This is a genomic window from Roseibium sediminicola (assembly GCF_023156505.1).
Lineage (GTDB): Bacteria > Pseudomonadota > Alphaproteobacteria > Rhizobiales > Stappiaceae > Roseibium > Roseibium sediminicola.
On sequence record NZ_JALNMJ010000002.1, the window covers coordinates 255,886 to 268,381 of the forward strand.

8 protein-coding genes are annotated in these 12,496 nt (G+C 60.9%); 4 read left to right on the plus strand and 4 right to left on the minus strand.

The window, feature by feature from the left end:
• Position 1 precedes the first annotated feature (1 nt).
• The 3 genes from paaD to paaZ are packed head-to-tail and all read left to right on the plus strand — an operon-like array spanning position 2 to position 3,693.
• Positions 2 to 514, plus strand: a complete 513-nt coding sequence (paaD, locus tag M0H32_RS04195) for a 1,2-phenylacetyl-CoA epoxidase subunit PaaD (protein ID WP_248151056.1) — start codon at positions 2 to 4, stop codon at positions 512 to 514.
• Positions 515 to 545: 31 nt separating this feature from the next.
• On the plus strand, positions 546 to 1,619 hold the full coding sequence (gene paaE, locus M0H32_RS04200) for a 1,2-phenylacetyl-CoA epoxidase subunit PaaE (RefSeq protein ID WP_248151058.1): 1,074 nt from the start codon (positions 546 to 548) through the stop codon (positions 1,617 to 1,619).
• Between the two features lie 22 nt (positions 1,620 to 1,641).
• A complete protein-coding gene (gene paaZ / locus M0H32_RS04205) occupies positions 1,642 to 3,693 on the plus strand; it encodes a phenylacetic acid degradation bifunctional protein PaaZ (RefSeq protein WP_248151060.1) in 2,052 nt (683 codons plus the stop codon).
• Between the two features lie 257 nt (positions 3,694 to 3,950).
• On the opposite strand, the gene paaK is transcribed toward paaZ, so the two are convergent.
• From paaK to paaG, 3 genes are read right to left on the minus strand one after another with little or no spacing between them, the layout of a single operon-like run.
• The gene (gene paaK / locus M0H32_RS04210; RefSeq protein ID WP_248151062.1) at positions 3,951 to 5,261 is read right to left on the minus strand and encodes a phenylacetate--CoA ligase PaaK; all 1,311 of its coding nucleotides are present in this window, start codon (positions 5,259 to 5,261) and stop codon (positions 3,951 to 3,953) included.
• Positions 5,262 to 5,295: 34 nt separating this feature from the next.
• Positions 5,296 to 5,727: a hydroxyphenylacetyl-CoA thioesterase PaaI gene (gene paaI / locus M0H32_RS04215; protein WP_248151065.1), complete on the minus strand. Its 432-nt coding sequence runs from the start codon at positions 5,725 to 5,727 to the stop codon at positions 5,296 to 5,298.
• A 1-nt stretch (position 5,728) separates the two neighbouring features.
• Entirely contained in the window at positions 5,729 to 6,523 is a 795-nt protein-coding gene (gene paaG / locus M0H32_RS04220; protein WP_248151076.1) for a 2-(1,2-epoxy-1,2-dihydrophenyl)acetyl-CoA isomerase PaaG, read from the minus strand.
• 257 nt (positions 6,524 to 6,780) lie between these two features.
• On the opposite strand from paaG, the gene M0H32_RS04225 reads away from it, so the two are divergent.
• Positions 6,781 to 8,103 (plus strand): HlyD family type I secretion periplasmic adaptor subunit, encoded by a 1,323-nt coding sequence (locus M0H32_RS04225; RefSeq protein WP_282449151.1) that lies wholly within the window; start codon positions 6,781 to 6,783, stop codon positions 8,101 to 8,103.
• Between the two features lie 104 nt (positions 8,104 to 8,207).
• On the opposite strand, the gene M0H32_RS04230 is transcribed toward M0H32_RS04225, so the two are convergent.
• On the minus strand, positions 8,208 to 12,496 hold a 4,289-nt coding region (locus M0H32_RS04230; protein WP_425607288.1), incomplete at its 5' end, for a beta strand repeat-containing protein.

Consider the following 12,496-nt stretch of genomic DNA (forward strand, 5'->3'; position numbering starts at 1 on the left):
GATGGCAGTTCCAACGGACACGGTCTGGAAATGGCTGGCCGACATCCCGGATCCGGAAATCCCGGTTCTGTCGCTAACCGATCTCGGGGTGATCCGGGACGTGCACTGGCAGGACGAGACGCTGGTGGTCACGGTGACTCCGACCTATTCCGGCTGTCCGGCCACCGCCGTGATCAATCTGGACATCGAGACCAAGCTGCGCCAGTGCGGCATCGACAAGCTGCGCCTCGAACAACAGCTCAGCCCGCCCTGGACAACGGATTGGCTGAGCGAGACGGGCCGCGAGAAGCTGCGGAAATATGGCATTGCGCCGCCTGTGGGCCAGAGTGGTTCTGCTCCAGCCTCCGGCGGCCGCATTGCGCGCCTGACCGGCGGTGACAGTCTGGTGGTTGCCTGTCCGCGCTGCGGCTCCGAAAACACCGAAAAGATCAGCCAGTTCGGCTCCACGCCCTGCAAGGCGGCCTATCGCTGCCGGTCCTGCCTGGAGCCATTCGACTATTTCAAATGCCATTGACGGCGACTGACACAGCACTTGGGAGGAATGGATGTCACGGTTTCACGCCCTGACGGTGACCGGCGTTTCGCCGGATACACGGGACTCGGTCGTCGTGACCCTGCAGCCGCAATCGGATGAGGCGGACATCTTTCGCTTCGAGCAGGGGCAGTATCTGACCTTCAGGCGCGAATTCGAAGGGCACGAGGTGCGCCGCTGCTATTCGATCTGCGCAGGCACGGAAGACGGCGCCTTGAAGGTGGGTATCAAGCGTGTCGATGGCGGCGCCTTTTCCTGCTGGGCTTATGAAAGCCTGTCGGTCGGCGACACGGTCGAGGCGATGCCGCCGCGTGGCAGTTTCAACGCCCCGCTGGCACCTGACGAAGCCCGGTTCTATGTGGGTTTTGCCGGCGGGTCCGGCATCACGCCGATCCTGTCGATCCTGAAGACCGTCCTGGCACGGGAGCCGCGGTCCCAGTTCACTCTGGTCTACGCCAACCGGCAGATCTCCTCGATCATGTTCCGCGAGGAACTGGAAGACCTGAAGAACCGCTATCTCGGCCGTCTGCAGGTGATTCACATCCTGAAAAGCGATGCCCAGGATACGGAACTCTTTTCCGGGCGCATCGACGAGGAGAAGCTTGCCGATCTGTTCGACAGTCTGATCGACCCGCAGGACATTGATCTGGCCTTTCTCTGCGGTCCCCATGGCATGATGGAGACGGTGCGTGCCAGCCTGGAGGCGCGCGGCGTCGACGCGGACAAGATCAAGCAGGAACTGTTCAAATCCGACCAGCCGGGCCGGCTGCCGCCGAAACTACGCCCCGAAGTCATTGACGGCAGCGCCAAGGACGCCGACCTGAAGCTGACCATCGATGGGATGACTCGGGAGATTCATATGGAGCCGGGTGAGACAATTCTGGAGGCGGCCCACCGTAACAACATAGACGCGCCGTATTCCTGTTGCGCCGGAGTCTGTTCCACCTGCCGCGGCAAGGTATTGGAAGGCGAGGTCGAGATGGCCGCCAATCATGCCCTTGAAGATGACGAGATCCGCGACGGTTATGTGCTCACCTGCCAATCGCGTCCCTTGAGCAAACGTCTCGTCGTCACCTACGACGCCTGATCCCCAAGTCGAGAGCCAATTCATGACTGTTCATCCGCAGAAAACCCGCGTTCTGGAAAGCTATCTGGCTGGCAGCTGGCGTCCCGGCAAGGGCGAGGGGAAGCCTCTCCTGGACGCCTCGACCGGCGCGCCGGTCGCCACCATCGACGCCTCTGGTCTGGATCTGGCTGAGGCGCTCGAATGGGGGCGTGCAACAGGCGGGGCTGCCCTGCGCAAGATGACCTATCACGAGCGCGCGCTGATGCTGAAAACGCTCGCCCAGGCTCTGATGGACAAGAAGGAAATCTTCTACCAGGAGAGCTTTGCCACCGGAGCGACCCGCAAGGATGGCTGGATCGATATCGAGGGCGGCATCGGCACGATGTTCGCCTATTCCTCCAAGGCACGCCGGGAAATGCCGAACACAAAGGTCTTTGTTGAAGGCGCCGTGGAACCTCTGTCGCGCGACAACAGTTTTTCCGGCCAGCACGTGCTGACGCCCTTGCGTGGAATTGCCATTCATATCAACGCCTTCAATTTCCCGTGCTGGGGCATGCTGGAAAAGATCGCGCCCGCCTTGATCGCGGGCGTGCCGTGCTTGGTGAAGCCCGCCAGCCAGACCGCCTATCTCACCGAGCTGATGGTCCGGCACATCCTGGCAACCGGCATCCTGCCGGAAGGCGCGCTGCAGCTTCTGTGCGGTTCAGCCGGCGATCTCGTCGACAATGTCACCGGACAGGACGTGGTCACCTTTACCGGCTCGGCGGCGACCGGCCAGATGCTGCGCCAGAACAAGGCGATCGTTCAGAACTCGACCCGCTTTTCCATGGAAGCGGACAGCCTGAACGCCGCCGTTCTGGGGCCGGACGTTACACCGGAAGACCCGGAGTTCGACCTCTTCGTCAAGGAAGTTGCCCGCGAGATGACCGTCAAGGCGGGACAGAAATGCACCGCCGTCCGCCGCGTGATCGTGCCGCGAAAAACCGCCGAGGGGGTCGCTGAAGCCTTGAAGCAGCGGCTCGGCAAGGCGGTTATCGGCGATCCGCGCGACGACGCTGTCACGATGGGACCGTTGGCGTCCAGGGGCCAGGTCGACGAAGTGCATGCACGTATCGGGGATCTTAGACGCGAGGCCGAGATTGTCTTGATGCCTTCGGGCGAGGTGTCAGCTGAAGGAGCATTTGCAAGCCCCGTTCTGCTTCATTGCAATGACCCGCTGAAAGCAGAGGCGGTCCATGCCGTGGAGGCCTTTGGTCCTGTGGCGACCCTGATGCCCTATGACACGGTCGAGGAAGCCGTCGAGCTGACCCATAAGGGCAAGGGCTCGCTGGTCGCCTCCGTCTTCACCAACGATCCTGAGGTTGCAGAAGAAGCCGTGCTTGGCATGGCGCCGTTCCACGGGCGTATCCTGATCGGCAATCGGCAGAGCGCCAAATCCTCCACGGGGCACGGCTCGCCGTTGCCGATGCTGGTCCATGGCGGTCCGGGCCGCGCCGGCGGCGGCGAGGAACTCGGCGGACTGCGTTCAATCAAGCACTACATGCAGCGCACCGCCGTCCAGGGCACGCCGCGCCTGCTCGGCGCTGTCACAGGCCGCTGGATTGCCGGGGCCCCGGGCCAGGAGGACAGCCGCCATCCGTTCCGCAAGTCTTTGGCGGAGCTGAAGATCGGCGACCGGCTGGTGACGAAATCGCGCACCGTTTCCCTGGAAGATATCGAGCATTTCGCCGAATTTACCGGCGACACATTCTATGCCCACATGGATCAGGCGGCTGCGGAACGGAACCCGTTTTTCGAGGGGCGGGTCGCCCATGGCTACCTGATTGTCTCATTTGCGGCCGGCCTCTTTGTCGACCCGGACGAGGGGCCGGTGCTCGCGAATTACGGCGTCGACAATCTGCGTTTCCTGACACCGGTCAATGCGGGCGACGCGCTGAAAGTCCAGCTGACGGCAAAGGAAATCTCGCCCCGCATTACCGCCGATTACGGCGAAGTGCGCTGGGATTGCCTGGTGACCAACCAGAAAGACGAACCTGTGGCTCAATATGATGTGCTGACCCTGGTGGCGAAGGACTGGCCGCAACAAGGCGCGTAGACGGTGCTTTCAGGCCACGCCACCGTGTCTGGGGTGGCCGACAGTAGAAATGAATTCCAGCGGAACCCAACCATCGTCATCCCGGCCAAGCAAAGCGCGAGCCGGGATCGGGGAGCCCAAACTCTGTTTAGGTCTGAAAACACGTCAGAATGACGGAGCTCTCCGGTCCCGAATTTCGCTGCACAGCGTCCGGAATGACGATGGTTGGGTAGGTGTGGAGGGCGGGACGTTTCGGCAACGTCCCGCCAGTGGTTTGCTCATCGCTGTGACCGGTTGTCGACCACGCGTTTGGCCTTGCCGGCGGAGCGCTCCACCTGGCCCGGTTCGGTGACATCGATGAGCGAGGAAACCCCGACGACGCTCTTGATGTGATGGGCGAGTTCTTTAGCCGAGGCCTGGCGAGCCTCCAATGACGCAGCTGTGGGCAGGGCCTCGACATGGATGGTCATGACGTCCAGCCGGTCCTTCTTGGCCAGTTCGATCTGGAAGTGCGGTGACAGGCCCTCGCATTTCAGGATCTGTTCCTCGATCTGGGTCGGAAACACGTTGACGCCCCGCAGGATGATCATGTCGTCAGAGCGGCCGGTGATCTTTTCCATCCGCCGCATGCTGCGCGCTGTGCCGGGCATGAGCCTCGTCAGATCGCGGGTGCGGTAACGGACCATCGGCAGGCCTTCCTTGGTGAGCGTGGTGAACACCAGCTCGCCGATCTCGCCGTCGGGCAGAACCTCGCCGGTCTGCGGATCGATAATCTCCGGATAGAAATGGTCTTCCCAGATATGCAGGCCGTCCTTGGTCTCCACGCATTCATTGGCAACCCCGGGGCCGAGCACTTCCGACAGTCCGTAAATGTCGACTGCATGCATGTCGAAAGCCTGTTCGATTTCCTGGCGCATGGCATTGGTCCACGGTTCCGCCCCGAAGATACCGGTGGCCAAAGAGGTCTCGCGGGGATCGATGCCCTGGCGGCGGAACTCGTCGAGGATGGAGAGCAGGTAGGATGGTGTCACCATGATGATCCGCGGCTTGAAGTCCTGGATCAGGGTCACCTGCCGTTCGGTCATGCCGCCGGAGACCGGCACAACCGTGCAGCCCATCTTTTCCGCACCGTAGTGAGCGCCAAGGCCGCCGGTGAAAAGGCCGTAGCCATAGGCAACATGGATGATGTCACCGGGCCGGCCGCCGGAGGCGCGGATCGAGCGGGCAACCAGATGCGCCCACATGTCGATGTCGTTGGCGGTGTAACCGACCACGGTCGGCTTGCCGGTCGTGCCGGAGGAGGCATGGATGCGCACGATCTTGTCGCGCGGCACGGCAAAGAGACCGAAGGGATAGTGATCCCTGAGGTCGCTCTTTTTCGTGAACGGAAATTTCGACAGGTCGGAGAGGGTCTTGAGGTCGGTCGGGTGTACGCCCTTGTCGTCGAATTGCTTCTTGAAGAACGGAACGTTTTCATAAGCATGGGCAAGCGACCATCTCAGCCGGTCCAGCTGCAGCGCCGATATTTCGTCCCGGCTGGCGGTTTCGATCGGCTCAAGATCTCCGGGAAGCGGAGCCAGATTTTCCATTGTTTCCTCCCTTGGGGCCTTTCGGTCCCCACCATTATTCCGGCAGAATCGTGCCTTTTGTCGTTCTGGAATTTCCTCTGAATTCGGCAATAAGGACGCCGTTCTGGTTTTGGACCGTCACGTCATAGAGCCCGGAGCGGCCCGTCCGGCTGAGTTCCCTGGCCGTCGCGGTCAGCCGGTCGTCCAGGTGGGCCGGTGCGAGGAAGGTGATGTTGCACTGCTGGGCAACCGTGACGTTGTTGTAGGTGTTGCAGGCGAATGCGAAGGCGCTGTCGGCCAGTGTGAAAATATAGCCGCCATGGCAGATGCCGTGGCCATTTGTCATGGCCTTGGTGACCGTCATGGACATGACCGAGTGACCGGCGCGGACCTCGGACAGTTGCATGTCGAGATGCTGGGTGGCTGTGTCCTGCGACCACATGCGCTCCGCGCAGGCCTTGGCGAGTTCGTCGGGGCTTATGGACATGTCAGGCTCCCGAAAACCGGGCAGGGCGCTTTTCGAGAAAGGCGGTCACGCCTTCACGATAGTCGTCGCTCCGGCCAGCCTCACGCTGAGCATCCCGTTCGGCATCCAGGTGCTGGTCGAGAGGTTGATCCGCAGCCTCCTGGATAAGCTGCTTGGTGAGGGCAAGACCCTTGGTTGCTCCCGCTGCAAGCTGCGCCGCGAGCTTGCCGGATTCCGCCATAAGATCTTCATCTGCAACCGCTTTCCAGATCAGACCCCAGGATGCCGCGGTTTCCGCCTGCAAGGGTTCTCCGGTCATGGAGAGCGCCTTGGCACGGGCTTCCCCAATCAGGCGCGGCAACAGCCAGGTGCCGCCGGAATCCGGTACGAGGCCGATCTTGGAGAATGCCTGGATGAACCGTGCCGATTGGGCGGCGAACACAATGTCACAGGCAAGTGCGAGATTGGCACCGGCACCGGCGGCAACGCCATTTACGGCGCAGATCACCGGCTTTTTCAGCGCACGGATCTGCCGCACGAGCGGATTGTAGAGGGTTTCGAGCGTCACGCCGAGATCTGGCGCTTCGGCTCCTCCGCGCATATCCCGGTCAGAGAGATCCTGACCGGCGCAAAAGGCCCGTCCTGCACCGGTCAGGAGCACCGCCCGGATTTCGGACGCGGCCGACGCCCGGTTTAGCTGTTCCCGTAAGGCCAGGTGCATGGTCTCATTGAAGGCATTGAGCCTGTCAGGCCGATTCAGTGTTATCATCAGATAACCGTCCCGCTGGTCTGCGAGTACGGTGTCGGCATCCGCCATGCGCCCCTCCCAAAGCATCACGCTTTTTGTAAATTCACCACAAAAGTTGTGACATTAATGCACGCCAAAGGGTTCCGGTCAAAGACAGATTTGGCCAATTGCGGGTGCGGGCCGCGTTGCATCGGGCAGGCATCCGGCCATGAACCGCTGTTTCCTGTCATTAGGGATAACACGGACGCTGAAACGGGACATTGATTCAGCGGATATTTACTTTAATCGCCGATATTTAGCCCGAGTAAGGCCAGCGTCAGGGCACAATGTTCATTCGTAATTCCACCAATGAGAATTTTTCTCTCGATGTTCCTCTCGAATTGGAAGAGGGCCCGCCTCCCGTCGCATACCGTCGGGTTCTGCAGGTTTTGTCCCTCAGCGCGGCGGCTTTCCTGACCTGGGCGGCCTTCGGGCAGGTGCGTGAAGTGGCGAACGCGACAGGCGAGATCGTGCCTGCGGGCAAGGTCCAGACGGTCGGCCATCTGGAGGGCGGCATCGTTGCCGAAGTGCTGGTTCAGGAAGGCCAGCTGGTGGAAAAAGGCACACCCTTGGTCCGGCTGCAGGAAACGGCAACTTCGAGCGATCTTGAACGGGTTCAGACTCGCCTGAAATTTCTGGCAACGGAAGAACAGCGCCTGGCCGGCAGCAGAACGCCGTCCGCTGATCCGAACGGTCTTCGTTTGAGCGGTGGTGCCGACTTCAGCGAAGCCCAACAGGCCGCTTTCGATGCGCAGCGCACGGCGCTGGCAAAAGAACAACAGGCGCTTAAGGCCCGGATCAGCGAGAAACAGGCCGAACTGACGAGTATTGTTGAGCGGATCGCTCTGCAGGAAACCCAGGTCGAGATCGAGCAGGAAAAATTCAACATCCAGCAATCGCTTTATGATCAGGGATACACATCCAAGCGGCGGTTTCTGGACGCAAAGTCTTCTCTGCAAAACGCGCAAAGCCAGTTGAGCGAATTAATCGGGTTTCGCGGCCGGGCCCAAGCCCAGCTGACCGAAGCGGAAGCAAGCTTCGACCGATCCGTCGCGGTGGCTCAGGAGGAGCTTGCCGAAGAACGCAGCCGCGTCGTGCAGGAACGCAGTGAGCTCGCTTTCGAGGCCGAAAAACAGCTTGACCGCTATGATCGCCTGTTCGTTCGCGCGCCAATAGGCGGCCATATCAAGGCGCTTTACCTGAAAGGCGCAGGCAGTGTGCTGGCGCCGGGTGACGTGGTGGCGGAAGTCGTGCCGAGCGACAGCGACCTGGTCGCGGAAGTCAGGGTGTCTCCGCGCGATATCGGTCACGTCGAAGTCGGCGATGAGGCGGAGATCGCGGTAACAACCTTCGACCCCAATATCGAAGGCACGCTGAAGGGTGAAGTCTCCGTCATCTCCGCGTCAAGCTTCCGGGACGAATACGGCAATTATTATTTCAAGGCGACCATTCCGCTGGCATCGAACACCATCGGGCAGGGCGCCGCCCAGGAAACGATCTCGCCCGGTATGGTCGTGGACGCCAAAATCGTGACCGGGTCCAAATCCGTTCTGCAATACATGCTGAAACCGGTGACCCGCGCCATAGGTGATCCCCTCAGCGAGCGCTGACGGCAAAGCCGGAACACGTCAACTTCCAGTTTCCGCATGCGGTAAAAAGGCCCCGCCGTTTCCGGAGGGGCCCTTTGTCAGTCACCGCTGTCCGGTGACATCAGCTACCAGCGGATTTCCTCGATATCGGTGAAGTTGACCCGGCTGCCATCGGCGAAGTCGATATAGCCGTCCGCATCCTGGGACAGTTCCATCCGGCCAGCATCCATATCGGTGTTCTCGATCGTGCCGTTGGTAATGGTCACGGTCCAGTCGGTGCCATATTCGCCGGCCGAGGTGATCCCCGGGCCGCCGCCAAGATCGATGACATCGGTCCAGGCCGCGCCGGCGCCGCCGCTGATCGTATCGCTGCCATCGCCCAGACCGTACATGAAGAGGTCGGAGCCATCGCCACCGGACAGGCTGTCATCTCCGGTGCCACCGATAATGACGTCGTCACCGCTGCCGCCATAGATATTGTCCGCGCCACCTTCACCGAACAACAGGTCGCGCCCGCCGCCGCCGGAGATGTTGTCACTGCCGGCATCATAGCTCCCACCTTCGATGCGGTCGTTGTAGTCGCCGGTGGAAATATTGTCGCTGCCGCCGACACCGTCGACGTAATAGGACTGATCGGACGCGCTGAACGTGCCGCTGCCGGTTCCGCCGGTGAAGGTGCTGTCATAGGTGCCATCGACCGAGACGCTGAAGGTTTCGGAGCTTTCGGAACCGTCTGCGGAGGTCGCGGTGACCACCAGGTCGATGGAGCTTTCCACCTGGCTGTCGAAGAAGGCGTGATCCGCGATGGTCACGACACCGTCGGCGTCGATCTCGAACCGGTCGTCGTTCAGGGAGTAGGTAACAGCGTCCCCATCCGGATCGGTTGCCGACGCGGTGATGCCGACCTGTGTGCCCGCACCATCGGTTTCATGGATGGTGTTGGCGGAACCATCGCTGTCCGTCACCGCGCCGATGTCGTATTCGATCAGGTTCTCGGCGGCAACATCGCCATCGGCAAAGCGGAAGTTCTCGACATTGGAGACGGTATCCACACCGTCCGGCGCGCCGTCGCGCAGATCGGTTACCGTGTAGCTGCCATCGACGTTCTCGACGATGTCATAGTCTTCCCAGTTGCCTGAATAGATTGCCGTGTCCGTACCGGTGCCGCCGTCGATCGTGTCGTTGCCTGCGCCGCCGAAGAGACTGTCATTGCCTTCGCCGCCGGAAATTGTGTCATCGCCGTCGCCGGTCCAGATGACGTCGTTGCCTGTGCCGCCGTCTACAGTCATGTCGGTGTCGTAGGTGTAGGTATTGCTGGTCATGTCCAGGATGTCGTCGCCGGCACCCAGATTGACATTTTCAATGCTTTCCAGGCGCGGTCCGGAGGCGTCTTCGTGCATGTCGGAGAAATTGTCATGCAGGAAGATGGCGTCTGATTGATCGGTGCCGACCAGCGTGTCGTTGCCTTCGCCACCCTTGAACACGTCCGAGTTGCTCGTGCGTCCCGTCAGGGAAACAGTGTCGCCCGTTTCCGTATTCTGGGCAACATAACCGGACCATGTGCCGCTGTCTGACAAATGCATGGTGTCGTCGCCTGCTCCACCCTGAAGCAGGTCTGCGCCGTCGCCGCCAGTCAAGGTGTCATTGCCGTCGCCGCCGGAGAGATTGCCGCCATCGTCATGCGCAGTGATGGTGTCGTCGCCTGTGCCGCCGGTGATGGAATTTTCGGAAACGCCCGTATCGGTGAATGTGACGCCGCCATCGCCCAATTGAAGACCCTCAGCGGCGTCCGCCACATCGATCGTGAAGCTTTCTGTCGAATTCGAGCCATCCGTCGACGTTGCCGTGACGGTGATCGTGATCTCCGGTTCGGACTCGTAATCGAAGCTTGCGCCGGATGCGACCCGCACGGTGCCGTCGGCGTCGACGGTAAAGCGGTTGTCGTCAACTGTGTAACTGACCGTATCCGTCACATCCGCGTCACTTGCCTGAGCAACCACACCGACACTAGTGCCGGCGGATGCGCTTTCGACAACCGAATTGCTGGATCCGTCGGAATCGGTGACCGCGGACACGTCATATTCATCGACATCGGAGACCGAGATCGTGAAGGTTTCGGATGAGGACGAACCGTCCGTGGAGGTTGCCGTCACGGTGATGTCGATGGATCCTTCGGTCTCCGCGTCAAAGCTTGCGCCGGAGGCCACAGTGACAACGCCGTTGTCATCAACCGTGAACCGGTTGTCATTGACCGAATAGGAGACGCTGTCGGATGTGTTTCCGTCTTCGGCAAAGGCGGTCACGCCAACCGTTGTTCCGGCAGACGCATCTTCGGCGATCGAATTGGTTGTCCCATCCGTATCCGTTACCGCACTTACATCTTCCGCGATCAAATCGCCTGCAAGAACATCGCCGTCGGCAAAACGGAAGTTTTCGACATTATAGACCGTGTCGGTGCCTTCCGGAGAGCCGTCGCGCTGGTCGACCACCGTGTAGGAACCGTCGCCATTTTCGGTGATGGAATAGTCAGAGCGATCGCCGGAATAGACCGCCGTGTCGGTGCCGCTACCGCCGTCCAGATAGTCATTGCCGGCACCGCCTTCGAGCGTGTCGTTGCCGGAGCCGCCATAAAGCGAATCCGCGCCGGCGCCGCCGTCCAGTGCGTCGTCGTCGTTTTCGCCGGCCAGCATGTCGTCGCCTTCGCCGCCGATCAAAGTATCGTCGCCGCCACCACCGTAGATGGTGTCATTTCCGGCCCCGCCATCGAGATAGTTATTGTCGGTGCTCGGCTGTGAACCGATCTCGTCGTCGATGAAGTCGTTGCCACCGCCGCCATAAACGACATCGGCGCCTTCGCCATAGAGGATCCGGTCGTCGCCCGCGCCGCCGTACACCGTGTCGTCGCCGGCGCCGCTATAGATCGTGCTACCGTCATCATGCGCGGTGATGGTGTCTGCGCTGTCATTGCCGGTGATGGAGGTTTCTGCAACACCTGTATCGGTGAAGGTCGTCTGACCGGCCTCCATCTGGTAGGCCTCGGCCACGTCTGCAACGGAAACCTCAAAGGTTTCCTGGGACGTTGAGCCGTCCGTCGAGGTTGCTGTCACCGTCAGGTAGATTGTCGGTTCGTTTTCATAATCGAACGCGGCGTCCGCTGCTACGGTGACCTCGCCGTTTTCGTCGATGGTGAAGCGGTTGTCGGAAACAGTAAAGGTGACATTGTCCGTGACATCGCTGTCCTGCGCGGTTGCCGTGATGCCGACGCCGGTGCCTTCAGCCGCGTTCTCGGAAATGCCGTTGGCTGTTGCATCCGTGTCAGTGACAGCCGAAACGTCATACTCGTCGACATCGGAAACAGAGATGGTGAAGGTCTCTGTCGAAGTGGACCCATCTGTGGACGTTGCCGTCACGGTGATGTCGATGGAACCCTCGGTTTCCGCATCGAACGACGCGCCGTCGGCCACAGTGACAACACCGTCGGCGTCCACCGTGAAACGGTTGTCGTCAACGGAGTAGGAAACACTGTCGGTGGCATCGGCATCGGTTGCCAGGGCGGTGACGCCGACCTGGGTGCCAGCCGTGGCATCTTCGGCGATGGTGTTTGCTGAAGTGTCACTGTCGGTGACGGCTGAAACGTCGCTCTCATTTACGTCGGAGACGCTGATCGTGAAGGTCTCGGTGGACGTCGAACCGTCCGTAGACGTCGCCGTCACGGTGATATCGATGGAACCCTCGGTCTCCGCGTCAAAACTTGCACCGCTTGCGACTGTGACCACGCCATCGGCGTCCACCGTGAAGCGGCCGTCATCGACGGAATAGGAGACGCCGTCGGTGGCGTCTGCGTCGGTCGCCAGGGCCGTGACACCGACCTGGGTGCCGGCCGTTGCGTCTTCGGCGATGGTGTTGGCCGAAGCGTCGCTGTCAGTGACGGCAGAGACATCGCTTTCATTCACATCAGAGACGCTGATCGTGAAAGTCTCTGTGGACGTCGAACCATCCGTGGAGGTTGCCGTCACGGTGATGTCGATGGAACCCTCGGTCTCGGCATCAAAGCTTGCGCCGTCTGCCACAGTGACAACACCGTCGGCATCCACCGTGAAACGGCTGTCGTCAACAGAATAGGAGACGCTGTCGGAGGCGTCGGCGTCGGTCGCCAGGGCCGTGACACCGACCTGGGTGCCGGCCGTTGCGTCTTCGGCGATGGTGTTGGCAGAAGCGTCGCTGTCAGTGACGGTAGAGACATCGCTTTCATTCACATCAGAGACGCTGATCGTGAAAGTCTCTGTGGAGGTCGAACCATCCGTGGACGTCGCCGTCACGGTGATGTCGATGGAGCCTTCGGTCTCGGCATCAAAGCTTGCGCCGTCTGCCACAGTGACAACACCGTCGGCATCCACCGTGAAACGGCTGTCGT

Coding starts and splice junctions, on each gene's coding strand:
- paaD (WP_248151056.1), top strand. CDS start 2: ATGGCAGTTCCAACGGACACGGTCTGGAAATGGCTGGCCGACATCCCG.
- paaE (WP_248151058.1), top strand. CDS start 546: ATGTCACGGTTTCACGCCCTGACGGTGACCGGCGTTTCGCCGGATACA.
- paaZ (WP_248151060.1), top strand. CDS start 1,642: ATGACTGTTCATCCGCAGAAAACCCGCGTTCTGGAAAGCTATCTGGCT.
- paaK (WP_248151062.1), bottom strand. CDS start 5,261: ATGGAAAATCTGGCTCCGCTTCCCGGAGATCTTGAGCCGATCGAAACC.
- paaI (WP_248151065.1), bottom strand. CDS start 5,727: ATGTCCATAAGCCCCGACGAACTCGCCAAGGCCTGCGCGGAGCGCATG.
- paaG (WP_248151076.1), bottom strand. CDS start 6,523: ATGGCGGATGCCGACACCGTACTCGCAGACCAGCGGGACGGTTATCTG.
- M0H32_RS04225 (WP_282449151.1), top strand. CDS start 6,781: ATGTTCATTCGTAATTCCACCAATGAGAATTTTTCTCTCGATGTTCCT.